The 26,250-nt window shown below is 67.9% G+C and carries 24 protein-coding genes; 15 read left to right on the top strand and 9 right to left on the bottom strand.

From position 1 onward, the window contains the following. Positions 1 to 180 precede the first annotated feature (180 nt). The 10 genes from GYM46_RS06885 (at position 181) to GYM46_RS06840 (ending at position 11,835) form a co-directional block, all read left to right on the top strand. The gene (locus tag GYM46_RS06885; RefSeq protein WP_008262972.1) at positions 181 to 2,157 is read left to right on the top strand and encodes a methyl-accepting chemotaxis protein; all 1,977 of its coding nucleotides are present in this window, start codon (positions 181 to 183) and stop codon (positions 2,155 to 2,157) included. Positions 2,158 to 2,244: 87 nt separating this feature from the next. Beyond that, a complete protein-coding gene (locus tag GYM46_RS06880; protein WP_008264161.1) occupies positions 2,245 to 2,748 on the top strand; it encodes a DUF1993 domain-containing protein in 504 nt (167 codons plus the stop codon). Positions 2,749 to 2,848: 100 nt separating this feature from the next. Beyond that, the gene (locus GYM46_RS06875) at positions 2,849 to 3,130 is read left to right on the top strand and encodes a BrnT family toxin (protein ID WP_008259291.1); all 282 of its coding nucleotides are present in this window, start codon (positions 2,849 to 2,851) and stop codon (positions 3,128 to 3,130) included. Continuing rightward, entirely contained in the window at positions 3,081 to 3,359 is a 279-nt protein-coding gene (locus GYM46_RS06870; protein ID WP_008261343.1) for a BrnA antitoxin family protein, read from the top strand. Before GYM46_RS06875 ends, GYM46_RS06870 begins: the two co-directional genes overlap by 50 nt. Before the next feature lie 134 nt (positions 3,360 to 3,493). After that, the gene (gene rimP / locus GYM46_RS06865) at positions 3,494 to 4,093 is read left to right on the top strand and encodes a ribosome maturation factor RimP (RefSeq protein ID WP_008260793.1); all 600 of its coding nucleotides are present in this window, start codon (positions 3,494 to 3,496) and stop codon (positions 4,091 to 4,093) included. Next, positions 4,093 to 5,856 carry a transcription termination factor NusA gene (gene nusA, locus GYM46_RS06860; protein WP_008259982.1) on the top strand — a complete coding sequence of 588 codons (1,764 nt, stop codon included), beginning with the start codon at positions 4,093 to 4,095 and terminating at the stop codon, positions 5,854 to 5,856. The genes rimP and nusA overlap by 1 nt, the downstream gene beginning before the upstream one ends. A gap of 18 nt (positions 5,857 to 5,874) precedes the next feature. Continuing rightward, the gene (locus GYM46_RS06855; RefSeq protein WP_008264043.1) at positions 5,875 to 6,549 is read left to right on the top strand and encodes an RNA-binding protein; all 675 of its coding nucleotides are present in this window, start codon (positions 5,875 to 5,877) and stop codon (positions 6,547 to 6,549) included. 106 nt (positions 6,550 to 6,655) lie between these two features. Continuing rightward, a complete protein-coding gene (gene infB, locus GYM46_RS06850) occupies positions 6,656 to 9,739 on the top strand; it encodes a translation initiation factor IF-2 (RefSeq protein ID WP_164952633.1) in 3,084 nt (1,027 codons plus the stop codon). Between the two features lie 120 nt (positions 9,740 to 9,859). After that, entirely contained in the window at positions 9,860 to 10,669 is an 810-nt protein-coding gene (locus tag GYM46_RS06845; protein ID WP_008259275.1) for a helix-turn-helix domain-containing protein, read from the top strand. Positions 10,670 to 10,743: 74 nt separating this feature from the next. Continuing rightward, positions 10,744 to 11,835, top strand: coding sequence for a serine hydrolase domain-containing protein (locus tag GYM46_RS06840; RefSeq protein ID WP_008258862.1), 1,092 nt, complete (start codon positions 10,744 to 10,746; stop codon positions 11,833 to 11,835). Between the two features lie 74 nt (positions 11,836 to 11,909). Here the strand turns inward: GYM46_RS06840 and GYM46_RS06835 are convergent, their stop codons facing one another. From GYM46_RS06835 to GYM46_RS06820, 4 genes are all read right to left on the bottom strand, one after another. After that, a complete protein-coding gene (locus GYM46_RS06835; RefSeq protein WP_008260529.1) occupies positions 11,910 to 12,488 on the bottom strand; it encodes a CC0125/CC1285 family lipoprotein in 579 nt (192 codons plus the stop codon). A 97-nt stretch (positions 12,489 to 12,585) separates the two neighbouring features. Further along, the gene (locus GYM46_RS06830) at positions 12,586 to 13,236 is read right to left on the bottom strand and encodes a LysE family translocator (RefSeq protein WP_035307645.1); all 651 of its coding nucleotides are present in this window, start codon (positions 13,234 to 13,236) and stop codon (positions 12,586 to 12,588) included. 78 nt (positions 13,237 to 13,314) lie between these two features. Further along, on the bottom strand, positions 13,315 to 13,947 hold the full coding sequence (locus GYM46_RS06825; RefSeq protein ID WP_008261259.1) for a hypothetical protein: 633 nt from the start codon (positions 13,945 to 13,947) through the stop codon (positions 13,315 to 13,317). A gap of 80 nt (positions 13,948 to 14,027) precedes the next feature. Then, complete coding sequence (locus tag GYM46_RS06820; RefSeq protein ID WP_155988117.1) at positions 14,028 to 14,330, bottom strand: hypothetical protein; 303 nt, start codon at positions 14,328 to 14,330, stop codon at positions 14,028 to 14,030. Between the two features lie 308 nt (positions 14,331 to 14,638). On the opposite strand from GYM46_RS06820, the gene GYM46_RS06815 reads away from it, so the two are divergent. Continuing rightward, positions 14,639 to 16,690 carry a response regulator gene (locus GYM46_RS06815; RefSeq protein ID WP_008261684.1) on the top strand — a complete coding sequence of 684 codons (2,052 nt, stop codon included), beginning with the start codon at positions 14,639 to 14,641 and terminating at the stop codon, positions 16,688 to 16,690. 6 nt (positions 16,691 to 16,696) lie between these two features. Here GYM46_RS06815 and GYM46_RS06810 read toward each other — a convergent pair whose 3' ends face one another. Next, the gene (locus GYM46_RS06810; protein ID WP_008259734.1) at positions 16,697 to 19,069 is read right to left on the bottom strand and encodes a TonB-dependent receptor plug domain-containing protein; all 2,373 of its coding nucleotides are present in this window, start codon (positions 19,067 to 19,069) and stop codon (positions 16,697 to 16,699) included. A 1,002-nt stretch (positions 19,070 to 20,071) separates the two neighbouring features. Beyond that, the gene (locus GYM46_RS06805; RefSeq protein WP_040349177.1) at positions 20,072 to 20,470 is read right to left on the bottom strand and encodes a hypothetical protein; all 399 of its coding nucleotides are present in this window, start codon (positions 20,468 to 20,470) and stop codon (positions 20,072 to 20,074) included. Positions 20,471 to 20,882: 412 nt separating this feature from the next. Here GYM46_RS06805 and GYM46_RS06800 point away from each other — a divergent pair, with 412 nt between their 5' ends. Then, a complete protein-coding gene (locus GYM46_RS06800; protein ID WP_008260819.1) occupies positions 20,883 to 21,479 on the top strand; it encodes a hypothetical protein in 597 nt (198 codons plus the stop codon). A 236-nt stretch (positions 21,480 to 21,715) separates the two neighbouring features. Next, complete coding sequence (locus GYM46_RS06795) at positions 21,716 to 22,765, top strand: ribonucleotide-diphosphate reductase subunit beta (RefSeq protein WP_008259844.1); 1,050 nt, start codon at positions 21,716 to 21,718, stop codon at positions 22,763 to 22,765. 10 nt (positions 22,766 to 22,775) lie between these two features. On the opposite strand, the gene GYM46_RS06790 is transcribed toward GYM46_RS06795, so the two are convergent. Beyond that, on the bottom strand, positions 22,776 to 23,294 hold the full coding sequence (locus tag GYM46_RS06790; protein WP_008263711.1) for a hypothetical protein: 519 nt from the start codon (positions 23,292 to 23,294) through the stop codon (positions 22,776 to 22,778). 154 nt (positions 23,295 to 23,448) lie between these two features. Here GYM46_RS06790 and GYM46_RS06785 point away from each other — a divergent pair, with 154 nt between their 5' ends. Further along, positions 23,449 to 23,712, top strand: coding sequence for a hypothetical protein (locus tag GYM46_RS06785; RefSeq protein WP_008261527.1), 264 nt, complete (start codon positions 23,449 to 23,451; stop codon positions 23,710 to 23,712). A 17-nt stretch (positions 23,713 to 23,729) separates the two neighbouring features. Here GYM46_RS06785 and GYM46_RS06780 read toward each other — a convergent pair whose 3' ends face one another. Continuing rightward, positions 23,730 to 25,214 carry a sensor histidine kinase gene (locus GYM46_RS06780; protein WP_008262244.1) on the bottom strand — a complete coding sequence of 495 codons (1,485 nt, stop codon included), beginning with the start codon at positions 25,212 to 25,214 and terminating at the stop codon, positions 23,730 to 23,732. Next, entirely contained in the window at positions 25,211 to 25,960 is a 750-nt protein-coding gene (locus GYM46_RS06775; RefSeq protein ID WP_008261615.1) for a TVP38/TMEM64 family protein, read from the bottom strand. The genes GYM46_RS06780 and GYM46_RS06775 overlap by 4 nt, the downstream gene beginning before the upstream one ends. Positions 25,961 to 26,086: 126 nt before the next feature. Between GYM46_RS06775 and rpmH the strand changes: the two genes are divergently transcribed. Continuing rightward, entirely contained in the window at positions 26,087 to 26,221 is a 135-nt protein-coding gene (gene rpmH / locus GYM46_RS06770; RefSeq protein ID WP_003164000.1) for a 50S ribosomal protein L34, read from the top strand. The last annotated feature ends 29 nt before the right edge of the window (positions 26,222 to 26,250 follow it).

The raw sequence follows: 26,250 nt of genomic DNA, 5'->3' as shown, positions 1-26,250 counted from the left end.
TAACGCCGCGTTTACGATTCGTCCCGATCCGGGACGCCACAGTCGCACAGGTTTCAGGTTTCACCCCTGTGTCGCTTCTGGGGACTGGAGTGTCCGTTCTTCCGGGACCGCAAGCCCAGCGGAGCGCCTGAAGCCAGGGTTCAAGATCCTTGAATCCTGTCCGTGCTTTGGCGCCTGGAGATGGCCTTGAACAAGATCCTGTCCGATACGAAGATCGCCGTGAAGATCATCGTGCCCCTGGTCCTGCTGGCCCTGGTGGGGCTGGGGGGCGCCGCCTACAGCGCCTGGGAGATGAAGAAGATCGACGCCGACTACAGCCGGCTGGTCGATGTGGACAACGTCGCCCTGGTGAGGATGATCCGGGTCAACCGGACCCTTCAGGGCCTGGGCTACGACACCTACAAGGTCTTCGTCTATGACGGGGCCTCGGCCGAGGCGCGCCAGGCGGCCGATCAGACGAAGGTGGAAATCGAGACGATCGAGACCTTGCTGGCGGAGGCGGAATCCATCGCGCCGCACTGGAAGGACGAGATCGAGGGCTTCCGCGGCCCCTTGAACGAAGTCCGCGCCCTGGCCGCGCGGTCCGTCGAGCTGGGCCTGGCCAATGACGCGGTGGCGGGGCGCCCCGTGCTGACCGAGATGGACGCCAGAATGGCGGATCTGATCCCGAAATTGACCGCCTTCACCAACGCCAAGGTCGAACTGACCGCCGAGGAGTCGGCGCAGGCCTCGCAAAAGGTCGATGCGGCGGCGCTGACCACCCTGATCGCCATCGCGGTGGCGACCATCGCCGCCCTGGCCGCCGGCCTTGTCGTGGCGCGGTCCATCGTCGGCGCCCTGTCGGGCATGGGCGACCGGATGGGGCGGCTGTCGGCCGGCGACACCACGATCGACGTGCCCCACGCCCAACGCAAGGACGAACTGGGCAAGATGGGCGTCGCCCTGATCGCCTTCCGCGACGCCGCCATCGAGAAGATGCAGCTGGAGGCCGAGGGCGCGGCCCTGCGCAACCAGTCGGACGAGGAGCGGGCCCGCAACCAGCGCGCGGCGGACGCCCTGGCCCGCGAACAGGCGACCGTGGTCGCGGCCCTGGGCGAGGGTCTGGAACACCTGACGCGCGGCGACCTGACCTACAGCATCACTCATGATTTCCCCGGCGACTACGCCAAGCTGAAGACCGATTTCAACACCGCCATCGCCCAGCTGCAGCAGGCCATGGGCGTGGTCCTGGGCAATGTGGCCGGCATCCGCTCGGGCGCCGGCGAGATTTCGCAGGCTGCCGACGACCTGTCGCGCCGCACCGAACAACAGGCGGCCAGCCTGGAGGAAACGGCGGCCGCCCTGGACGAGATCACCGCCACGGTGAACAAGACCGCCTCGGGCGCGCGTCAGGCCTCGGACGTGGTCCAGTCGGCCAAGGGCGACGCCGAAACCTCGGGCGTCATCGTCCGCGACGCCGTCTCGGCCATGCACGCGATCGAGGGGTCTTCGGCGCAGATCAACCAGATCATCGGCGTGATCGACGAAATCGCCTTCCAGACCAATCTGCTGGCCCTGAACGCCGGGGTCGAGGCGGCGCGGGCGGGCGAGGCCGGGCGTGGCTTTGCGGTGGTGGCGTCCGAGGTTCGCGCCCTGGCCCAGCGTTCGGCCGAGGCGGCGAAGGAGATCAAGACCCTGATCTCGGCCTCGACCCATCAGGTCGGTTCGGGCGTGAAACTGGTCGGTCAGACCGGCGAGGCCCTGCAACGGATCGTGGACCGGGTCGCCGAGATCGACGGCCTGGTGTCGGAGATCGCCGCCTCGGCCCAGGAACAGGCCGTCGGCCTGGCCCAGGTCAATACGGCGGTGAACCAGATGGACCAGGTCACCCAGCAGAACGCCGCCATGGTCGAGCAGTCGACCGCCGCCAGCCATTCGCTGGCCCAGGAGGCCGAGACCCTGCAGGCCTCGGTGGCCCAGTTCAAGGTCGGCGAAACCGCGTCGGCCCTCGCCCCCGCGCCCGCGCCCCGCGCGGCGTCGAGGCCCGGCGCCCCGGCTCCCGCCCGTTCGAACCATATGGTCGCCGCCCTGAAGACTCTCGGTCGCGGCGGCGCGGCGCTGAAGGTCGAGGCCGCACCCCAGGCCGCACCTGCTTCGGAGGGCTGGGAAGAATTCTAGGGCCGGAGGTGGAGCGGGGGGCTGGCGCCGCGGCGATGAACCGCCCAGCTATGGCCTCCTCACCAAAGCCCTGGCCGGATCCCTGGAATGACCCTCTCGATCTACGACGTCGCCTCGCCCATCCTCGTGCGCGGCCTGACCAACCTGTCCGGTTTTCTGGACAAGGCCTTGGCGGAGGGGTTTGACGAAGCCGTCCTGATCCAGGCCCGGCTTCACGAGGACATGCGGCCTCTGCCCGCCCAGGTTCAGCTGGCGTCGGACTCGGCCAAGGGCGCCGTGGCGCGGCTGGCCGGCGTCGACAACCCGGCCATGGCCGACACGGAGACGAGTTTCGCGGAACTGAAGGACCGGATCGCCCGCACCATCGCCTTCATCGAGGGCGTGGACCCCGCCGCCTTCGCCGGGGCCGAGACCCGGCCGGTGACGCTGAAGACGCCCAGCCGCGAGATGAATTTCGACGGCCTGGGCTATCTGACCAGCTTCGTCCTGCCGAACTTCCATTTCCACGTCACGACCGCCTACGCCATCCTGCGCAAGGAAGGCGTGCCGTTGAGCAAGATGGATTATCTGGGGCGGCTGGCCTTGATCTGAGGGCTTCGCCGTCAAAATTGACGCCCTGATTTTTTGTGCTACATTAAATCAACCAAGGCGGCGGCCGGTCGATCACACGGGATAAGATGGGTCGGCTGTCGTGAAGATCAGCTATGACGAAGCCAAGCGGCTCCAGACCCTTGAGGCGCGGGAGCTGGACTTCCGCGACGCCGGTCGGATGTTCGCGGGAGACTGTCTCACCGTCGAGGACGACCGTCGCGACTATGGCGAGCGACGGTTGCAGACGATGGGCCTGCTCGACGGCGTCGTCGTGATGGTCGTGTGGACGCCCCGAGACGCGGGGCGGCGCATCATCTCCATGAGGAAGTGCAATGGCCCGGAAAGAGATTTCTACCTCGCCGAATTGGGACGATCCCGATGAGGCGCCGCCCTGGTCGCCCGAGGTGTTTGCGCGGGCTGAAGTTAGCAAGGGCGACAAGGTCGTGCGCCCGGCGACGGGCACGCTGACGCGGGGGCGTCCCAAGTCGGAGGTGACCAAGGCGCATGTGTCCCTGCGGCTGGATCGCGACGTGCTGGAGCGGTGGCGCGCCTCGGGTCCCGGCTGGCAGGCGCGGATCAATGAGGTGCTACGAAAGGCCGTCGATGCATGAGGCCCTGCGAAAAGGGCTGACAAGCGAATGTGAAACGCCTATATGGCCCTCCACATCGTTAGACCGGCGTCCAACGGCGTCGTTCCAAGCGGCGGCCCGGACGGACCGCCGCTTTTGTTTTGGATAATCGCCGCTTGCGCGCAAGAACCGCCCAGGACCGCCAACTGCTCGAGCTGATCGACCCCATTGCGGAGTCGCTGGGCCTCGAGGTCGTGCGCGTCCGCCTGATGACCGGCTCCAAGCGCCAGCGCCTGCAGATCATGGCCGAGCGCCCGTCCGACCACGACATCTCGGTCGAACAATGCGCCAAGCTGAGCCGCGCCGTGTCGGAGGTGTTCGACGCCGCCGACCCCATCGCCGGCGAATATATGCTGGAAGTCTCATCGCCCGGCATCGACCGCCCCCTGACCCGTCCGCTCGACTTCGACCTGTTCGAGGGCGAGGAGGCGCGGCTGGAGACGGACCGGATGATCGAGGGCCGCAAGCGCTTCAAGGGCGTGCTGGCCGGCTATGAGGACGGCAATGTCCTGATCGACCTGGACGGCGAGGACGAGACCGCCCTGATCCCCTTCGACTGGTTGAGCGATGCGAAACTGGTCCTGACCGACGCCCTGATGAAACGGGGCGCCGCCATTCGCGCCGCGCGCGGCGAACCTGAAGACGACGGCCTGCCGGAAGGTGAGGCCGCCGATTTGACAACCGACACCACGACCCCTTCTGAGGACAACGCCTGATGGCCGTCACCGGTATTTCCGCCAACCGCCTCGAACTGCTGCAGATCGCCGAGGCCGTGGCCCGCGAAAAGAACATCGAACGCGAAGTCGTCATCGAGGCGATCGAGGAGGCGATCCAGAAGGGCGCCAAGTCGCGTTACGGCGCCCACCACGACATCCGCGCCAAGATCGACCACAAGACCGGCGAGCTGGCCCTGACCCGTCACGTCACCATCGTCGAGGACGACTGGCAGCCGGAAGACGAGCTGGAAGAGTTCAACGACAGCGCCATGGTGCGCCTGAAGGACGCCCTGAAGCGCGACCCGGAAGCCGTGGTCGGCAAGGAATATGTCGAGACCCTGCCGCCGTTCGAGTTCGGCCGCGTCCAGACCCAGATGGCCCGTCAGGTCGTGACCGGAAAGGTCCGCGAGGCCGAGCGCGCCAACCAGTACGAAGAGTTCAAGGATCGCGTCGGCGAGATCGTCAACGGCACGGTCAAGCGCGTCGAATACGGCAACACCATCGTCGACCTGGGCCGGGGCGAGGGCGTCATGCGCCGCGACCAGTCCATCCCGCGCGAAGTGTTCAACATCGGCGACCGGATCCGCACCTACATCTACGACGTCCGGCCCGAGGCCAAGGGCCCGCAGGTCATGCTGTCGCGCGCCCACCCCGGCTTCATGGCCAAGCTGTTCGCCCAGGAAGTGCCGGAAGTCTATGACGGCGTGATCGAGATCCGCGCCGCGGCCCGTGACTCGGGCTCGCGCGCCAAGATGGCCGTCCTGTCGAACGACAGCTCGATCGATCCGGTCGGCGCCTGCGTCGGGATGCGCGGCTCGCGCGTTCAGGCGGTCGTCGCCGAACTGCAAGGCGAGAAGATCGACATCATCCAGTGGAACCCGGATGAGCCGACCTTCATCGTCAACGCCCTGGCCCCGGCCGAAGTCTCCAAGGTCGTGCTCGACGAAGAAGCCGGCCGCGTGGAAGTGGTCGTGCCCGACGAACAGCTGTCGCTGGCCATCGGCCGTCGCGGCCAGAACGTGCGCCTGGCCAGCCAGCTGACCGGCTGGCAGATCGACATCATCACCGAGTCCCAGGACTCTGAGCGTCGCCAGCGCGAGTTCAGCGAGCGCACCGGCCTGTTCCAGGAAGCCCTGGACGTGGACGAAGTCATCGCCCAGCTGCTGGTCACCGAAGGCTTCGCCACGATCGAAGACCTGGCCTATGTCGACCCCTATGAAGTCTCGGAGATCGAAGGCTTCGACGAGGAGACCGCCGAGGAGCTGCAGGCCCGCGCCCGCGACTTCCTGGACCGCAAGGCCGCCGAGCTGGACGCCAAGCGCGTCGAACTGGGCGTCGAGGACGGCGTGCTGCAGGTGCCGGGCGTGACCCTGGCCATGGCCGTCGCCCTGGGCGAAGGCGGGGTCAAGACCGTCGAGGACCTGGCCGACCTGGCCACCGACGAGATCCGCGGCGGCTACGAAGTGAAGAACGGCGAACGGGTCAAGGTCCCCGGCGTGCTGGAAAGCTTCAACCTGGCCCAGGAAGACGCCGAAATGCTGATCCTGCAGGCCCGTGTGGCCGCCGGCTGGATCGACGCCTCGGAACTGCCGCAGCCTGCGCCGGAAGAGGCCGAGGAAGACTTCGCCGACGGCGAATACGACCCGGACCAGGTGTTCGGCGACGCGCCGGCTGAAACCGAAGCCGACGCCGACGGTTCAGACGACGCTTCCGACGATGCGGAGGTCCTCGCCGAGGACGACTCCGAACCGTCGAACGCGTGATGGGAGACCTGGCCACATATGAGCTTGCGCGACGCAACGATTGATCGGGAACGCCGGGACCTCGTCTCTCACGAGGTCATGGACGAATCTCGCCTGATCCGTTTCGTCGCCGGGCCCGATGGCCAGGTGGTTCCCGACCTGGGCAGGAAACTGCCCGGCCGCGGCCTGTGGGTCGAAGCCAGCCGCACGTCGATCGAGACGGCGGTCAAGAAGAACGGCTTCACCCGCGCCGCCAAGATGAAGCTGACCGCCCCGGCCGACCTGGCCGATATCGTCGAACGGCTGCTGTTCCGGCGCTGTCTCGACCAGCTGGGTCTTGCCCGGCGCGAAGGCGTGCTTATCTCTGGCTTCGAAAAGTCCGCCGCCAATCTGCGGGCCGGCAAGGTCGCCTGGGTGATCGAGGCCGCCGACGGCTCGGCCGACGGGCGTGGCAAAATCCTCGCCCTGGCCCGCCATCAGACCGCGAAAGTCTGCGGCGCGTTCACTGTGGACGATTTGAGTTTGGCCCTTGGGCTGGAAAATGCGATACACGCCGTCCTGCTTGCGGGCGGAAGGGCCGAGCGTTGGACCATGGAGGTCGAACGACTGGCTGGATTTCGGCCGCTTCGCCCCGCTCACTGGGATATTCCCAGGGACGGGGACGGATCGGCGGGAGCAACCCCGACTGACCTTGATAAAGGTGGGGCGAGCTGAGGATTTTGGCGGCCGAGGGCCTGTCTCCAAGGGCGGAGACGGGCTCACGGTCGTTCATGTGCATTGAGACGACGGCGGGATTTTCCGCCCCTAGTAAAGCGACCGGATGAGCGACGAAAACGACAAGACCAACCAAGGCCAGGGTTCGGGCCAAGGTGCGAGCCAGGGCAATCAGGGCGGCACGCCGTCCCAGACGGGGCCGCGCGCCCCGCTGAGCCTGAAGCCGCGCGTTGTGGGATCGGTCCCGACCGGGACCGTCAAGCAGAGCTTCAGCCACGGGCGGTCCAAGACGGTGGTGGTCGAGACCAAGCGTCGACCCGGCGCCGGCGGGCCGCAACGCCCGCAGGGCTTCGACGTGGCGCGTCCGCAGCAGTCGTCGTCGCAGAACCGCCCGCAGGGTCAGCGCACGTCGCAACCCGTCGGCGGCGCCCTGTCGCCTGAGGAGCAGGAAGCCCGTCGTCGCGCCATCGCCGTCGCGACCCAGGCCAACGCCGAGCGTGAACGCGCCGCCGTCGCCGAGAAGGCCGCGCGTGAAGCCGCCGAACGCGAACGCGCCGCCGCCACGGAACGCGCCGCCCAGGCGGCGCGCGACGAGGCCGCCGCCGCTCAGGCCGCCGCCGAAGCCGCCCGCGCCCAGGCCGCCAAGCTGACGGCCGCCGCGCCCCAGCCGGCCAAGCCCGCGCCCAAACCCGCTGCGCCCGTCGCCGCAGCACCGACGCCGGCTCCGGTCGCCCCGACGCCTGCCACGACGCCTGCGCCGACGGCCGCCGCGACCCCGGCGCCCGCCGCTCCGGCCCGTCCGGCGGCTCCGGCTCGTCCGGTGGTCAACTTCGGCCAGCGCGTGCCCAAGCCCGGCAATCCGCAGCGCGCGGCCCCCGAGCGTCCCGCCTTCGGCGGTCGTTCGGCCCGTGAACAGGCGATGGGCGGCGGCGAACGGTCCTATACGGATCGCCCGCAGACCGACCGTCCGCAAGCCGACCGTCCCCAGGGCGCCCGCCCGGGTCCCGGCGGCGCAGGTCGTCCGCAAGGCGCCAAGCCGGCAGAGCCGGTCCGCTATTCGGCCCTGAACCCGCGTCCCGCCCCCGGCGCCGCTCGTCCCGGCGGCTCGCGCACCGGTCCTGGCGGTCGTCCGACCCCCAACGCCCCTCCGGCCCAGGCCGAAGTGGCCCGCCCCAGCCGCGCCCCCGGCGCCGGCTTCGGCCGTCCGGTCGGTCGCGACGATGATCGGGAGAAGCGTTTCTCCGACGCCGGCAAGGCGGTCAGCCGCACCCGCGGCGAGCCGAAGCGCCGCGAAGGCCGCATGACCATCCAGTCCGTGGTCGGCGACGGCGACGCCGCCGAGCGCATGCGCTCGCTGGCCTCGGTCCGCCGCGCCCGCGAACGCGAGAAGGAAAAGCGCAAGGGCGGATCGACCGATGCGCCCAACCGTCCGCGCGAAGTGGTCATCCCTGACATCATCACCGTGCAGGAGCTGTCCAACCGGATGGCCGTGCGCGGCGTCGACATCATCAAGTTCCTGATGAAACAGGGCCTGATGATGAAGATCAACGACGTGATCGACTCCGACACCGCCGAACTGGTGGCCGAAGAGTTCGGCATGGCGGTCAAGCGCGTCTCTGAATCCGACATCGAATTCGGCTTCCTGGGCGACGCCGACGACGCGGAAGCGGCCGATGTCCGCGCCCCCGTCGTGGCCATCATGGGCCACGTCGACCACGGCAAGACCTCGCTGCTGGACGCCCTGCGCACCACCGACGTCGCGGGCGGCGAAGCCGGCGGCATTACCCAGCATATCGGCGCCTATCAGGTGCGCCTGGACGACGGCCAGAAGGTCACCTTCCTGGACACCCCGGGCCACGCCGCCTTCTCGGCCATGCGGGCGCGCGGCGCCAATGTGACCGACATCGTGGTGCTGGTCGTGGCCGCCGACGACGGCGTCATGCCGCAGACCATCGAGGCCATCCAGCACGCCAAGGCGGCCGGCGCCCCGCTGATCGTCGCGGTCAACAAGATGGACAAGCCGGGGGCGACGTCTCAGAAGGTCGTCAACGAGCTGCTGCAGCACGAAGTCATCGCCGAAAACCTGGGCGGCGAGACCCAGATCATCGAGGTCTCGGCCAAGGAGCGGATGAACCTCGACGGCCTGCTGGAAGCCATCCTGGTCCAGGCCGAGGTCATGGATCTGCGCGCCAACGCCGATCGCTCGGCCGAGGGCGTGGTCATCGAGGCCAAGCTGGACAAGGGCCGCGGCCCCGTCGGCACCGTCCTGATCAAGCGCGGCACGCTGAAGCGCGGCGACATCGTCGTGGCCGGCGGATCGTGGGGCAAGGTTCGCGCCCTGCTGAACGAACGCAACGAGCAACTGACCGAAGCCGGTCCGTCCGTCCCGGTCGAGATCCTCGGCCTGGACGAGGCCCCGTCTCCGGGCGACGTCTTCGCCGTGGTGGAATCCGAAGCCCGCGCCCGCGAGCTGACCGAATACCGTCAGCGGGTGAAGCGCGAAAAGGCCCAGGTCTCGGGCGGTTCCGTGTCGCTGGTCGACATGATGTCCCGCCTGCAGTCCAAGAAGGTCTCGGAACTGCCGGTCGTCATCAAGGCGGACGTGCAGGGTTCGGCCGAAGCCATCGTCAGCTCGCTGGACAAGATGAGCACCGACGAGGTGCGCGCCCGCACCGTCTATTCCGGCGCCGGCGGCATCACCGAGAGCGACGTCAACCTGGCCAAGTCGGCCGGCGCGCCGATCCTCGGCTTCAACGTCCGTGCGTCGAAACAGGCGCGTGATCTGGCCGAGCGCGAGGGCGTCGAGATCCGCTACTATTCGATCATCTACGACCTGCTGGACGATATCAAAGGCGTGCTGTCCGGCATGCTGGCGCCGCTGCAACGGGAAACCTTCCTGGGCAACGCCGCCGTGCTGCAGGTGTTCGACATCTCCAAGATCGGCAAGATCGCCGGTTGCCGGGTGTCGGAAGGCGTGGTCCGCAAGGGCGCCCGCGTCCGCATCATCCGCGACGATGTGGTGGTTCTGGAGCTGGGCGTGCTCAACACGCTCAAACGCTTCAAGGACGAGGTCAACGAAGTCACGGCCGGCCAGGAATGCGGCATGCAGTTCCAGGGCTTCCAGGACATCAAGGAAGGCGACTACATCGAGTGCTTCACGGTCGAAGAGATCAAGCGCACCCTGGACTAGGTCCGGGTTCGCAAGCATCGAAAGAGACAGGCCCGGAACCCAGGTTCCGGGCCTTTTTCTTTGCGTCAGTCCCGCGCATGATGCCAAGCGTGGCGGGAGAGGCCGCGCGGGGATCGGTTCATGGCCAGACCACATCTGTCGTCGGGCGACTTCTTCGGCGCCGCCTCGCGGACGGTCGAGGCCGGGGGGTTCCGCGTCGGCCTGTGGATCGCCGACCGTCCGCCCGAGAGCGTCGTGTTTCACGCCCATGACGACGCCCATTTCATCCTGGCGCTCGACGACGGCTATTGCAGCCTGGCGCACGACCCCCTGACGCCCAGGGGCGCCGCCTTCGGCCCCGGCGCCCTGGTGTGGAATCCGCCGGGCGTCGAACATCGCGACTGTTTCACCGCCGCCGGCGGCCGCTTCCTGTCCATCAGTTTCGATCCCCCGAAGAGCGCCGGGCGCGGCGACCCCATGCGGTTGCGCGGCGCCCTGGCCGAAGGCGCGGCGCGACGTCTGATCGGGGTGGCCGGCCGGTTCGCGGCTGGAGACGCGGTCGTGATGGAGGGGCTGACCCTGGATCTGGCGGCGGCGGTGCTGACCCCCGGCGACCTGAACGAGGATCCGGCGCCGGAGTGGCTGCTGCGGGCCCATGAGGTTCTGCACGACCTGGCGGATCAGCCAGGGCTGGAGGTGGCGACCGTGGCCCGCATCGTCGGCGTCCACGCCGTTTCACTGGCGCGCCGCTATCGTCGCCATTTCGGCCGTTCGCCGGCGGCCGCCATTCGCCAGGCGCGGGCTGATCGCGCCGCGGGCCGTCTGGCTCGGGGCGTGGACCTGGCCGAACTGGCCGCGCTCGGCGGCTATGCCGACCAGAGCCATCTGACCCGCGAGTTCGGTCATATCTACGGCCTGACGCCCGGCCGCTATCGCGCCCTGTTCGCCTGAGCCGGTTTCACCTGTTCAAGACCCGGCGCGCGCATCCTGCCACACCTCGGGTCTCGCCTCTCTCAAGGATTGTCATGCGTTCCCTGCTTGTCGCGGCCCTCGGGCTCGCTCTCGTCTCGTCCCCCGTCGCGGCCGATCCGGCCTGGCCCGTCGCCGCGCCTGAAAGCCAGGGGGTCTCGGCCGAGGGGCTGGCGGCCATGGACGCCGCCGTCCGCGCCGGGACCTTCCAGAAGATCACCAGCGTCCTGATCGCCCGCCACGGCCGGCTGGTGCACGAGGTCTATTTCGATGAAGCGGGCCGTGAGAGCCGGCGCAACACCCGCTCCGTGACCAAGACCGTCACCGCCATGCTGGTCGGCGCCGCCGTCGCGCGCGGCGACATCGCCAGCGTCGACGCCCCGATCCTGCCCTTCGTCGCCGACCATGGGCCGTTCGACAATCCCGACCCGCGCAAGGCCGCGATCACGGTCGAGGACCTGCTGACCATGAGTTCGCTGCTGGAATGCGACGACGACAATTCCTTCTCGCGCGGCAACGAGGAGCGGATGTATCTGATCGAGGACTGGGTCAAGTTCGCCCTGGACCTGCCGATCCGGGGCTTTCCGGCCTGGATTCCCAAGCCCGAGGACCAGCCCTATGGCCGGGCCTTCAGCTATTGCACCGCCGGCGTGACCACCCTGGGCGCCGTGGTCCAGGCGGCGACGGGCGAACCGCTTCAGGCCTTTGCGCGCGACGCCCTGTTCGGTCCGCTGGGGATCGAGGGCGAGCAGTGGCAGACCTCGCCCCTGGGCCTGGCCCAGGGCGGCGGCGGCCTGGGCCTGCGCAGCCGCGACCTGCTGACCCTGGGCCAGCTGTTGCTGAACCAGGGGCGTTGGGACGGGCGCCAAGTCCTGCCGGAGGCCTTTGCGAAGGCCATGACCGCCCCGCATTCCACGGTCGATCCCGAACGGGGCGACTATGGCTATCTGGTCTGGCTGCCGACCTATCAGGTCGGGGGAAGGCCGCATCCGGCCTGGGCGATGGCGGGGACCGGCGGCAACAAGGTGGTGATCGTTCCGGACCTGGACACGGTCGTGGTGGTGACGACCGAGAACTTCAATGTCCGCAATCCGCACGGCCTGGCCGACGCCCTGATCGCCGGCCACGCCCTGGCGGCCATGAAATAGTCGGGCGCGCCCTGAAACGACAAAGGCCCGGAACCGCAGTTCCGGGCCTTTCCTTTTTTGCGCTCGTCTGCGCCTCAGCGCAGCGGCGGCCGGGTGACGCGCGAGGACAGGTTCTGGACCACTTCGCGGGCGTCGAAGGCGTTGGGGTCGCCGGCGGGCTTGGGACCGCGGCCCATGATGATCTCGGCGTTGGCTTCGTAGCGGTCGATCTGACGCGTGTCGAAGTCGTTGCTCCAGCTGTCCCAGGGGCTCCAGAAACCGCCGCGGTAATAGCGCCAGGACGGACCCCAGTAGGGGCCGTAGAAGCTGTTGTAGCGGCTGTAGAAGGGGTCCGGCGTGGTGACGTAGCGGGTGTCGCGGTCGGTGGCGCGGTTCACGGTGGCGAACCAGTCATAGCCGCTCTCGACCGTCAGTTCGGCCGAACGCAGCAGCAGGGACATCTCGACCTGTTCGCGCGAGGTCACCGAGTTTCCGGCGAAGCTGACGCGATAGCGGTTGTTCTCGACCCGCTGTTCGGCATAGCCGCCGCGTTCGCCGTTGAAGCCGGCGGGTTGATAGGGGGTGGCGGTGGCGCAGGCGGCCAGGGCCAGTCCCGCGACAGCCGTCATCGCCAGGGCTCTGAGCGCCGGCGTCTTTCTGGATAGGGCTTTCATGAATCGACTCCTTGATCGCCCATTCGGGCGCGCTGGCGGCTGAACGGCGCATGAACGGCCATGTTCCCCACCAATCTAGGACGAAGCCGGGCTGCGTCTAGAGCCGCAATACGATCAGTACCGCCGCCGTCAGCAAAAGGACGCCGACGAACAGGCCGAAACCGCGCCGGAACCGGGGTTGCTGCATGCGCTGCGACAAGGCGGCGCCGGACAGGGCGTAGGCGCTCATCGACATCATATCCATGCCGATGACGGCCAGGGCGAACAGGGCCAGCTGCGGCGCGACGGGCCGCTCGACGTCCAGAAACGGCGGCAGGACGGCGGTGAAGAACAGGATGGCCTTGGGGTTGGCGATCTGGACCGCGAAACCGTCGACGAAGGCGCTGCGGCCCTTGCGCACCGCGACGGCGTGATCGGGCTGCTGGGGGTCGGCGGGGGCGGCGTCGCGCCAGGCGCCGCGCAGGGCCTTGATCCCCAGCCAGGCGACATAGAGGGCTCCCCCTATGGCGATCAGGTGAAAGGCGTCGGGAAAGGCCTTGACCAGGGCGCCCAGCCCCAGGGCGGCGGCGGCGAACCAGACCAGGGTGGCGCAGTTCATGCCCACCACCCCGACCAAGGCCGAGGCGCGGCCCTTCTCCACCCCGGTCGCGACCGCGAACAGATTGGCGGGGCCCGGTGTGATGGCCATCACCACCATCACCCCCAGAAAGGTCGAATAGAGGTGCGGATCGACGGGCAGGGCGGACATGCGGCGCGATGTCGCTGTAATGGCGGCGGCGGTCAAGGCCGGGCGACGCCTTCATCAGACGCGGACGGCGAAACCGGGTCAGGTCGCCGGCGGCTGGGGGGCTTGCGGCGGTTCAGGCGGCGCGATGGGCGCCACATCCTCCGCCTCTTCCTCCGCGACCACGGCGTCCGCCGCCTGGTCCATCGCGTACTGGGCGATCAGACCATAGGTCACCATCTGTTCGGGATCGGGATTGGTCCAGGCGCTGTTGCGGGCGATGCCGGTTCCGGCGGCGACGCCCTGTTGCATCCCCTCTTCCATCGCGCGTTTGACCTCGGGGTCGTTCAGGGCGTCTTCGACCAGGGCGTCGACGTCGATGTCCTTCAACGCCTCGGCGGCCAGTTCGGACGCGTGTCGGGTGGCTTCGGCGGTGAAGGCGGCGACGTCCGGCGCATAGGCGGACCAGAGGGCGGCGATGCTCTGGCCGCGGGCGCTCTCGCTCAGATTCGGGTCTTCGGAAATGGCCTCGGCCCGTTTGCCGAAAGCCTCCATCCGCGCCTCAAAGGCGTCGGCGGCGGCTTCGAGCCGCGCTTCGGCGGAGTCGGGATCGTGAGCCACGCCCCGGGCCGGCGCCGCCTGGGACGCCGCATTCTGGGACGCCGCATTCTGGGCGAGCGCCGAGGAGAGGGGCAGAAGGGCCAGGGCGGCCGTCAGGCTGAGCGCGCGGATCATGGGAGCTTCCCCGTTGATGACCCGTGCAAACTCCGCCCAAGGCCGCCCCGCCTCAAGTGAAATCGCGGTAAGACGCGGCGCTACTGCGGCGCAGGGGCGGTCTTCGCGGCGATCTCGGCGCGGACCATGGCCGGAACGGACTTGATCTGCTCCACAGCCGCAGCGACCTGTTCGGCCGGCGCGCCCTGGGCGACGGCGAAGGTCTGAACCTCGGCGGCGAAGGACGCGGCCTCCGAATCGTAACGCGCCTGGATGGCCGCGAGGTCGGTCGCGGCCTTGGCCTTGTCCGCCTGGGTCGCGGCGGCCTCCATCTCGGCGGACATGGCTTCCATGCTCTTGCCGAAGGCCTCGGCGCGGGCCTCGAAGGCGGCAGGTCGCCGCACAATTGTTCCGACAAGGGCGCCGGCAAGCCGTTCCCGCGCCAGACCCAGAACACGATAAGGCTTGCCGCCGCCGAACTGCAACGGGGGAAAGAGCGGGCGGATCTCTGAAAACGCCTGAACCTTGGCCGTTACTTGTCGGGATCCTCGGGGTGCGCAATTCTACCTAGATTTTAAACAATGGAATTCTAAGGGCTTTGGCCCAGCCTGCCGGTATGGGTCGGAGCAGATCGAGTCTGGGGCGTGGGCGCTGGCGGTTTTTCCGCCATGACGCCGGTCGGGAGGCAGGCCCGCCGCCCTGGCTCTACGTATTGCTGTTCATCGCCAGTCAGTTGCTGGGCCAGTGGAGCATCGCGGCCCTGCACGCCACCGTGATGTGGCCCGCCAACGCCGTGCTGCTGGCGGCGGTGCTGCAGTTGCGCCGGGACAAGGCCATGGGGGTCATGGTCGGCTGCGTCCTGATCAATCTGGCCAGCAATATCGTCCGGGGCGACATCCTTCTGTTCGCGATCACCAATGTCGCCCTGAACCTGCTGCAGGTGGGGATCGCCACCCTGCTGGCGCGTCGCCTTTGCGGGGCGGCCCTCGATATGCGGCGTCCGCTTCGCCTGTTCCGGTTCGCCGTCGGGGCAGCGGTTCCGGCCGTCGCCGTGACCACCCTGCTGGCGGGCCTGATCGCGGTCATCGCCGGGCGGCCGCCGCTGGAAAGCCTCGGCTTCCGCATGCGCCACCTGTTCGACATGGAACTGCTGGCGATGATGATCGTCGCGCCGACCCTGTTGCTGGTCGCGCGCAATCACCGCTTCCGCAAGGACGCCCTGGCGTCGCGCTCCGAGTTCGTCATTCTGATGAGCCTGGTGGCCGTTGCAGCCCTGTGGGCCTTCGGTCAGAATCAGGCGCCCATTCTGTTCATCATCTTCCCGCCGTTGATCCTGCTGGCCTTCCGCCTGTCCCCGCCGTGGACGGCGGGGGCGGTGATCCTGGTCGCGGTCATCGGGGCCGGCGCCACCGTCACCGGCCATGGACCCGTGATTCTGACCCGGCTGGCCTTCGACCCGGCTCTGGAGGGGGTTCCCGCCGTCATGCGGCAGATGAACGTGCTTCATCTGTTTCTCCTGACCGTGGTGATCACGGCCCTGCCGATCACCGCCCTGTCGACCGAACGGCGTCGTCTGGTCGCCCGCCTGAACGTGCGCACCGAAGCCGCCTTGGCCGCCTTGAAACGCGCTGAACAGGCGGACGCGGCCAAGTCCCGGTTCCTGGCCATGATGAGCCACGAGATGCGCACGCCCCTGACCGGGATCACCGGCTATGCGGATCTGCTGTCGCGACATCCCGAACTGGACGCCGAGGGCCGACGTCAGGTCGAGGCCGTGCATCAGTGCGGCGAGGCCATGCTGCGCCTGATCGAGGATTTGCTGGAGGTGTCGAACGGCTGTTCTGCGCTCGACCTGAAGCCGGAGGACCTCTCCACCCTGATCGACGAGGCCGTCGGGCCGGCGCGCGAATGGGCCGCCGTCCGGGGCCTGAACTTCGCTGTAGGCTTCGCTCCCGGTACGGAAGGCTTGGTCCTGACCGACGGGCGACGCCTGCGTCAGATTCTGCACCACCTGGGCAGCAACGCCGTGAAGTTCACCGGCAAGGGCGGGGTGCGCATCGGGGTGGAGCGGGTGGGCGACCGACTGCGTTTCGCGATCAATGACACCGGTTGCGGCATGACCGAGGAGGTTCTCGCCGGAATCTTCAGCCTGTTCGAACAGGCGGACGCCACCACCAGCCGCGCCCATGAGGGGGCCGGCGTCGGTCTGGCCCTGGCCAAGAACCACATCGACCGGCTGGGCGGAACCGTGACCGTCGAAAGCACGCCCCACAGGGGGACGACATTCACGGTGGAAATCCCGGCCAAGGCCGTGGCGGCCGCGGCCGCCCCTGCGGTCGAGACGCCGCTGCTGGAGGCGCGACGCATGCGGGTCCTGGTCGTCGATGACCATCCCGCCAACCGCGATCTGCTGCGGATCATGCTGCAGGCCGTCGACTGCGAGACCGCCGAGGCCTGCGACGGGCGCGAGGCGGTCGAGGCCGTGCGGACGGGCGATTTCGACCTGGTGCTGATGGACATCCGCATGCCGGTGATGGACGGCGTCGCCGCCACCCGGGCCATACGCGCGCTGGAGGGGCCGGCGGCCGGAACCGCCATCCTGGCCGTGACCGCCGAGGCCATGCCCGAGGACGTGGCGCGCTGCCTGTCAGCCGGCATGGACGCTCATGTGGCCAAGCCCGTCACCCAGGCCCGGCTCTACGCCGCCATGGACCAGGCCATGGACGCCGCCGAACACAGGATCGACGACGTCCGAGCTGCATAAAGCCGCCTACCAGGTCAGGTTGACCCGCGCATAGACGAACCGCCCGTTGAAGCCGAACGGCGAGTTGTAGGGGTAGCCCAGCACCCCGTTCGAGTTCAGCGACGCCGGCGTCGCCTCCGGATATTCGTCGAAGACATTATCCGCCCCGACCGCCAGCCCGACCCGGTCGGTCAGCTGATACCGGCCCTCCAGATCGATCACCGTCTTCTCGCCGGTGCGATAGTCGTTGGCCGCGACCGACCCCGGTTGCAGCACGTCGCCGTAATAGGTGGCCCGCAGGCTGGCGCCCCATTTCTGCAGCCGCCAGTCGGCGCCGGCCGAGACCTTCACGTCCGGCGTGCCCTCCTCGATCGTCAGGATCCGCTGGCGGCCGAACAGGCCGGGCGCCAGGTCGGTGTCCAGCGACACGTCGTTGAAGTTGGCCGCCACGGTGAAGTCGAAATCGCCGACGGTCTCGGTCGGCAGGCGATAGCGGCCGACCACGTCCACCCCTTCCGTCGTGGTCGAGACCCCGTTCAGGAAGAAGCGCGCCGCCTGGACCCCCAGCGGGGTCAGCAGGGCGGGGTCGCGGATCAGCTCGGACAGGACGATCTGGTCCTCGATTTCGATCTTGTAGGCGTCCACCGTCAGGTCGAAGGCCCCCAGCCGCACCACGGCGCCCAGCGAATAGTTGGTCGAAGTCTCGGGCTTCAGCGGCCGTCCGCCCAGGGCCGTCCCCACCGGGCTGACCGACGGGAAGGTCCCGGTCTCCACCACCGCCCCGTCCTGGATCACCGACGAGGTCGAGGTGAAATAGGACTGCTGCAGCGACGGGGCGCGGAAGCCGGTCGAGACCGAGCCGCGCAGGGCGAAGTTGGGCGTGAAGTCATACCGGCCCGACAGCTTGCCCGTCTGGGTGTCGCCGAAGTCGGAATAGTCCTCGAACCGCACCGCCCCGGCCAGGGTCAGTTTCTCGGTGATCGGCAGTTCGATATCGGCATAGGCGGCGAAATTATCGCGATCGACGTCGACTTCGTTCGACGGCTGGAAGCCGGGGAAGCCCTGGGCCCCGCCCGACAGGGCCGTGTTCGACCCCAGCGGCCCGCGGTTGTAGCTTTCCGGCTGGCCCGCCTCGATCTGATAATTCTCCCAGCGTTGCTCCAGGCCCCAGGCCAGGTTCAGCGGCCCGCCTGACAGGCCGGCCTCGAACTGCCGGCTGAAGTCGGCCCCCAGCACCAACTGGTCATAGATCAGGCTGCCGGAATCGAAACTGGTCAGCGACGCGGCGCCATAGGTCGAATTCAGCGAATCCTCGGTGCGGAAATCCAGGGCGTTGCGGCCATAGACCAGGCTGACGTCGGCGTCCCATCCGGCGATGACGCCGCGCAGGCCCCCGGCCAGGGAGGCGTCCTGCGAATTGACCGCCACCTTGGGCAGGAAGCCGTTCGGATAGAGGGCCGCGACATTGTTGACGTTGTCCGACAGGCGCGGGAAGGCGGCGCCGGAGCTGTCGCGGTCCTGATAACCGGCCCAGCCATAGGCCTCCCAGCCGTTCCCCAGACCCTTGCCGGCGTTGGCGAAGACGGTCCACTGCTCGACGTCCGGATCGCCGAACCGGGCGGTGACGGCGCCATTGGCGGCCGCGCGGGGATCATAGTCCGAGCGGTTGGTCGACTCGCGGTTCAGATATTCCGCCGACAGGGTCAGGAAGCCGTCGTCGCCCAGGGCGAACCCCTGCCAGGCCGAGGCGGTGGTGGTGGCGCCGTCCTCCTCGTCGCGCTCGCCGCGCGCGGTCTTCACCGTGGTCAGATACTGGCCATAGGTGACGCTGGCCCCGCCGCCGCTGGAGGCCGCCTTCAGCCGCAGGTTCACCACCCCGGCGATGGCGTCCGAGCCGTACTGGGCCGAGGCCCCGTCGCGCAGCACCTCGACCCGGTCCAGGGCCGCGGTCGGAATGGCGTTCAGATCCACGGCGGCCGAGCCGCGGCCGACGACGCCGTTGGTGTTGACCAGGGCCGAGGCGTGGCGGCGCGTGCCGTTGACCAGGACCAGGGTCTGGTCGGGCGACAGGCCGCGCAGGGTCGCCGGCCGGATCGAGTCGCTGCCGTCATTGGCCGAGGGGCGCGGGAAGGTCAGGGACGGCACGGACTGGGCCAGGGCCGTCGCGAACTCGGTCGTCCCCCGGTTCTGCAGGCTCTGGGCCGTGACCACGTCGACCGGCGCCAGGGTGTCGAGACGCGAGCGATTGGCCACGCGGGTGCCGGTGACGACGATCTCGTCCACGGTCGCGGCCTCATCGACGGCGGCGTCTTGAGCGAAGGCGGGCGCGGCGCTCAGCAGGGCGACGGCGGAGACGGTGGCGAGAAGCGCCGGCGAGGCGGCTCGGAAGGCGGTGCGCATTTGAGAGATTTCCTGATGATTGTTCTTGGCGCGTCTAGGCGCGCGGAGCCGGCGTCTTCGACGTCCGGCCTAGGGGGCTGGATGTGACGGATCGGGCGGCTTCAGCCGCTACATCGTCCGCCGCGCCGATAAGGGCCGGCCTTTGTCAGGACTTTGGACATCGTCGTCTCCGACCGCGCGGTCAGGGGGAGCGCCTCGCGGTCATGGCCATATCAGGGCGAAGATGCGGCGGGTCAATGCGCGGAAGGGGCCATGTTTGCTGAGGGCAGGGTGCAGAAAATCTATTGTCTTCACGATGAGCAGGTAAAGGCCGGCTCACCTCTCCGCGCGCGAAGGCGCGTGGGGAGGACAGGTCGCGCTTGCGACCAGGAGGGGGCGACTCCGACGGCGACGATGACCTCAAGAGCGTCAGACACCGAGTCGCCCCCACCTGGCGTTCGCTGACGCTCCCGCCTGTCCTCCCCGCCGGCCTTCGCCGACGGGGAGGTGAGCGTGACCCTCGATCAGCCGGCGTCGAACGGAAACCGTTTCGCCCCGAAGGCCTTGAGTTCCCGCAGTTCGTCCACCCGCTTCACCACCTCCGCCATCTTCGGCGCGACCTTGTAGAAGCAAGCGCGGCCTTGACGATCTAGCCGGCCACCCGTTTCCGCGACGGTTGACTGAGCCTGGTTGTGTACAGCTAGACAAGGCAAAGCGGGTCTCGGGGAAATCGCCAGGTCCGAGTAAGGATCTGGCGGCCTCGACGGACTAGCTACTATCGCCGGGGATGAGGCCTCGGCTTTGGCCTCCGGTACCTTTGAGGGCATCGGAAGGGGCAGTTGATTAAATGGCAGCGCTTCTTGCGCCGCCTAGTGACGTGCGTAGTCATTTCCAGCCTTTCTGGATTTCAATTTGAAATCGGGGCCGGGTTCGCCTACATTCGCTGTGTCAAGAGACGAATTTGTTGGGTCATCCGGCCCGATTATTTTCGGGGAAGCCCGCCGCATGGCGGGCTTTTTCGCATTAATCGTTCACTTGAGAACCCTCCCCGATACGGCTCTCGAGAGCCAATTTGTCCTTACTCCGCATAAGCACACCCTCCTTCGTCATGAGGGTGAGCATGGGGTAAAGGGACGTTGTCTTGATCATCACGCCGTGCCGTTTGTAGATGGCTTTGTTGATTTCTCCCGAGGTCATCCAAAGCTTCGGGCCTTTTAGCGCTTCAATGATCTTCTCACGGCGCGTTGTGGCTTGGGGCGACAGATTTAGCTCGTATGGCGCTTCGGGAGCGCTCGACGCATCCACGCCTTCCAATTCCACCAGTACCTTCTCGGCCACGGCGAGATCCGCGTCCCGCTTGTCTAAAGCGGCGCGCTGGCGGGCGATTTCTTCCCTTTCGGCTCTGATGCGGGTGATGGACATTGCCGATTGTTGCCACGAATCGATCTTTCGGGGCAAGTGCTTTCGACAAGTGAAAAAGAGAAAATAGATTTCCCTTTTTATTCAATAAGATAAAAACTGCGCTTTGCCGAACCCTCCCATATTGATAGGCCGAATTGAGCGAGAGAAAGCGATGTTCCGATTCTGTGCTTCCGGGAATGCTGCTTGCTGACCTTCATGCGCCATGACGGTGTAGGCCCAGCAGGGTCAGGGGCCGCCTCGACCGGAACCGATCCGGACCCGGCGGCGCCATGGGCGGTGAAACTCATCCGATCCCTCCTGAATGTCAGGCTAAATTTTATTGCTGACGGTCGGGCGGCATGGATTTCAAAGGCTTGCCCCCAAAAAACGCCCTTTGAATATCCGCGTTCGAAACCGTGCCTACAATCGGCCCATGACCGATGCACAGAACACCGAAACCGACCTCTGGGTCCATGTCCGCCGCGACTATCAGGCGGGCGAACCTGCCGCCCTGGTCGCCGAACGCTACCGGATCTCCGTGCGCAGCCTGCGCCGCCGCGCGGCGGCGGCGGGCTGGCGACGCTGCGACCGCGACATCGGGCCCATGGCCGACATGCCCGCTTGGACTCGCGACGGCCAGGACCGCCAGGCGGCTTTGCAGGCGCGGCCTGAACTGGCGGCCATGGTTACGGCCAACGAAAACGACCTGTTCGACCTGCTGGTCGATCCCGCTCCGGTGGAACTGCGTCGCTACGCCTTCAAACAGGCGTGCGAGGCGGCGGCCCTGCGTCGTCCGGCCGAGGCGGTCGCCTGGATGCGGCTGGTCCAGCTGGCCCAGCGCACCGGGGCCGGGCTGGACGACGAGTCCCAGCCCTTCCGCGAGGCCGATCATATCCGCGCCGCCTTCCTGAACGACCTCGCCGGGCTGACCGCCTCGGACCGGATCAGGGCTGCGATCAAGGCGGAAGAAGAGGCGGCTCAGGCGGGAGCGGGGGCGGGCCGCGCCCCGTCCCCGGCGGACGCCCGGTGACCGGCCTGGCGCTTTTGGCGCCTTTGGCGCCCTGTCACCCTGTTTTTGCGCCAGTCGGGTCCGTGCCGGCGGCGGACCATCCCCAGGCCCGTCCCCAGTTTCCTCAATCCAAACCACAAGATGTAGCGGGTAGGACAATTTGTGATCACCAAATAGGTGATTTCCGACTTGGCGCCGGGCACGCCGAGTCGCATGGTGAGCCCCTCTCCGGAATCGCTCTTTTCAGGTCCAGTTCGATGAACGCCACCACCCCGATCATCCGCGCCGACCGCGCCGGTCTTCTGACCCCCTCCGCCGCCTACAAGCCGTTCCGCTATCCGTGGGCCTTCGACATGTGGAAGAAGCAGCAGCAGGTCCACTGGATGCCGGAAGAGGTGCCGCTGGGCGAGGACGTCAAGGACTGGGCCTCGACCCTGAACGACAACGAACGCAACCTGCTGACCCAGATCTTCCGCTTCTTCACCCAGGCGGACATCGAGGTTCAGGACAACTACATGGAACGCTACGGTCGGGTGTTCAAACCGACCGAGATCAAGATGATGCTGGCCGCCTTCGGCAATATGGAGACCATCCATATCGCGGCCTACGCCCTGCTGCTCGAGACCATCGGCATGCCCGAGAGCGAGTTCGGCGCCTTCATGGAATATGAGGCCATGCGGGACAAGCACGACTATATGGGCCAGTTCGGCGTGGATTCAGACGCCGACATCTGCCGGACGCTCGCCATGTTCGGCGGCTTCTCGGAAGGGGTTCAGCTGTTCGCCAGCTTCGCCATGCTGATGAACTTCCCGCGCCAGAACAAGATGAAGGGCATGGGCCAGATCGTGTCCTGGTCGGTGCGCGACGAGAGCCTGCACTGCGAGGGCATCATCAAGCTCTACCACGCCTTCAACAAGGAGACGGGGGCCGTCACCAAGGCCGTGGCCGACGATATCGTCGACTGCTGCAAGACCGTGGTGAACATGGAGGACAGGTTCATCGACCTGGCCTTCGAAATGGGCTCGGTCCAGGGCATGACGCCCGAGGACATCAAACAGTACATCCGCTTCATCGCCGACTGGCGCCTGCGCCAGCTGAAGCTGCCGGAAGTCTATGGGGTCAAGGAAAACCCGCTGCCCTGGCTGCAGTCCCTGCTGTCGGGCGTCGAACACGCCAACTTCTTCGAGGCGCGCGCCACCGAATATTCGAAGGCCGCGACGCAGGGCAATTGGCACGGTTCGGACGGCGTCTGGACCGAGTTCGACCGGATGATGGCCCGCCGCGACATGAGCCTGGTCGCGGGCTGAGCCCTGTTGGCTACGGCTGCGGCCTGACCCAGGCGGGTCGGGCCGTGCAGGCCTCGCGGAAGCCCGACTGGCACAGCCGCACCTGTTCGCGCCAGGCCGCATAGTCGCGGTCGTACTGGTCCTGGGCCGCGCGGGTCGCCTCGGCGGCGGCTCGCGCCTGTTCCTCGGCTTGACGCACCTCGATCTGATGACGGGCCACGGCGGCGTCATAGTCCAGCCGGGCGGCCTCGTCCGCCTTGTCGGCCAGGGCGTTCTGGGCGGCGATCTCGTCGTTCAGCGCTCGGGTGAGACGCAATTCTTCCTCGGTCTGTCGGGAATCCTCAGCCCGGTGGTAGGCTTCGCCCTTCGCCCGCAGCAGCGCCTCGCGCGCGGCGGGGTCATTGGAGTCGGGCAGGGCGCGCTGATCGCGATAGGGGTCCGGCGCGCTATAGGGATCCGGGGCCGTCTGCGGCGCCGTCCGGGCCTGAGCCGCGCCGGTCAGGGCGATCGTCGCCAGCAGGGCGCCGAACAGGGACATTCGGATGGTCATGCAGCTATCCTTCGCTCAAGGCTCGTCGCCCGACCTTCGCCGTAACGGCGTCGATCCGCAATAACGCAGTCGTGACGAAAAGGTGGCGCGCGGGGCCGCTTCACGTCATGGTCGCGGTCGTTCCGATCGCCCAGCCCGACACCGAGCAGACCTCATGATCCTAAGCACCTCGTCCGGAGACTATCCGATCCCCGCCGACGTCGCGCGTCAACTGCCGAACGTACCCGCCCTGCCCGATCCGGCCGCGCCGAACGCGCGGCTGCAGATCGAGGATTTCCGCCACTGGCTGGACGCCTCGCCCGAGCACGCCATCGACTATGAACGGCTGCGGCGCTGGCATCTGGTGCAGGATGAGTTGGCCGCCCAGGCCAAGGCGGCGAACCGCGCCTTCATCGTCTCGGACGACGGTCTGGAATAGGCGCCGGATCTGAAGCTCTAGGCGGGCAGGCGCAGCTCGAACACGGCGCCGCTTCCCTCATTGGCGCCTTCGCCGGGGACCAGCCTCAGGTCGCCGCCGTGCAGGGCCGCCAGTTCGCGCGATATGGTCAGGCCCAGGCCCGATCCGTCCGAACTCTTGGAGCTGACGAAGGGTTCGAACAGACGCTCGGCCAGACGCGGCGGAATGCCCGGCCCGTCATCGGCGATGCGGACCACGCAGACCCCGTCCTCGCCGAAGGCGCTGACGGTGACGGCCCCCCGGCCGCGCCGCTCCGGCGGACGTCCCCCGTCGGCCTCGATGGCCTGGCGGGCGTTGCGCATCAGATTGACCAGTATGCGATAGAGCTGGTCCGGGTCGGCCTCGACCGCGAACCGGGCGGGCAGTTGCTTGACCAGCCGCACGCCGTCCGGCTCCAGCCCCGCGTCCTCGGCCGCCACGGTCAGGGCCTTGGTCAGGACCACGCGGGTCTTCTGCGGCGCCGGCTCCTCGCTGCGGCCATACTCCAGCACATTGCGCGACAAACCGGCGGCGCGGCTCAGCGCCCGCTCCAGCCGGGGCAGGGCCTTGGCCACCTGGGGGTCGGCCGAGGTGGCCAGCCGCTCCGAGGCCATCTGGGCCGAGGTCAGCATGTTGCGCAGGTCGTGGTTGATCTTGGCCACCGCCTCGCCCAGGGCGACCAGACGGGCGCGCGAGCGCAGGGACTGACGCACCTCCTCCTGCATCCGCGACAGTTCGCGCTCGACCCGGCCGATCTCGTCATGCCGGTCGGAGGGGGGCTCGGCCTCGCTCTCGGGATCGGCGGCGAACCGCTCCATTGATCGGGTGACGCGCCGCAGGGGGCGCAGCACCAGCAGGGCCAGGCCGCCATACAGCAGGGCGCCCGCCGTCACCGACACCAGCAGCGACACCAGAAGACTGTTCAGCAGGAAGGACTTCAGTTCCAGCTTCAACGGCTGGGCCGGGGTGACGATCTCGATGAAGTCGCCCGAGCGATAGCGGGGCTTGGCCTGGACCCGCAGCGACCGGTCCGGATGGCCGAACAGGGTGCGCCAGGGGTCGGTCAGCCGCGCCCAGCTGTTCTGCTGGCGCAGGTCGATCAGTTCGGGGGCCCGCGGCAGATTGGGGGCCTGGAGCAGCAGCCGCCGCACCCCCTGTTCGGTCAGGGCCACGGCCTGGACGCCGCCGATCCGCATCAGCTCGGCCGCCGTGTCGTCCTCGACCGCGCTATAGGGCAGGGCCTCGACCCCGACCGAGGCCAGTTCGGCCGCCTGCAGCCGGTCACGCAGCCAGCGTTCGTGGAAGGCGGCCAGGTTGGGCCCCATGATCAGGGCCTCGACCGCCAGGGTGAAGGCCACGGTCAGCAGCAGCAGCCGCGCCGACAGGCCGTCCGGCGCGCGGGGCCGCAAACGCTCGCGCCAGGTCTCCACCGCCTCGGGCGATAGTTTCAGCATCGCCGCCGCCTTGTCGAACAGGGGGCTCATGTCGGGGCGGTCTCCGCACGTCGGGCGCGGACCATCTGGATCAGTTTGATGCCGATGGGCAACAGCAGGGACAGGAAGGCCACCCCCATCAGCGGCCAGAAGAACTGGTGAAGCAGCATCGGCAGGTCCGGGCGCACCCCGGCCCGCAGCAGGCCGCCCAGTTGCGATCCGATCCAGGTGTAGATGAAGGTCGACGGCAGCAGGCCGATGAAGGTGGCGATCACATAGGGCCGCAGCGGCACCGCCATCATGCCCGCCGTGGCGTTGACCAGGACGAAGGGCACGCTGGGGATCACGCGCAGGGTGAACAGGGTGGTGAAGGCGTTGCGGTCGATGCCCTTGGCCACCCGATCCATGAAGCCGGCGTCGGCCTCGAACTTGGCGCGCAGCCAGGTGCCGATCGAGGTGCGATAGACGGAATAGATGACGACCGAGCCTATGGTGGCCCCGCTCGCCTGGGCCAGGGCGCCCACATAGGGGCCGAACATCATGCCGCCCAGCAGGGTCAGGAAGACCGGGCCGGGAATGGTCGAGGCGGTGGCCACGGCGTAGACGGCGACGAAGGCGGCCAGGGCGATCCACCAATGGGCCTGGGCATAGGCCCGAAGGTTCAGCCCGTGCTCGCGGATCAGATCCATCGACAGATAGCGGTTCCAGCCCAGGGCGAAGAAAACGACCACCAGGCCGGCGATGACCGCCAGCGGCGCCAACCGCAGGGCCCAGTCCTTCGCCGTTCGTTTCGCCATACGCTCGTCATTCCCGAATTGCCGACCGAGCGTTGACTCGCGCGGTCATGCGACTTATACGCCCGCCCTTCCTGCGACGGACGCCTCTTGCCCCGTCGCCCAACCTTTTAACGTCAGGAGCCGACCGTGAAGCGGACCTATCAGCCGTCGCGACTCGTGCGCAAGCGCCGTCACGGCTTCCGCAGCCGGATGGCCACCAAGAACGGCCAGAAGATTGTTGCGCGCCGTCGCGCCAAGGGCCGCAAGCGCCTGACGGCGTAAGCGGCTCTCGCGTCCGGAGCCAAGGACGC

The sequence above is a fragment of the Brevundimonas mediterranea genome (assembly GCF_011064825.1).
Taxonomy (GTDB): domain Bacteria; phylum Pseudomonadota; class Alphaproteobacteria; order Caulobacterales; family Caulobacteraceae; genus Brevundimonas; species Brevundimonas mediterranea_A.
Note: the sequence above shows the minus strand (reverse complement) of the source record. Positions and strands in the feature narration are given on the sequence as shown.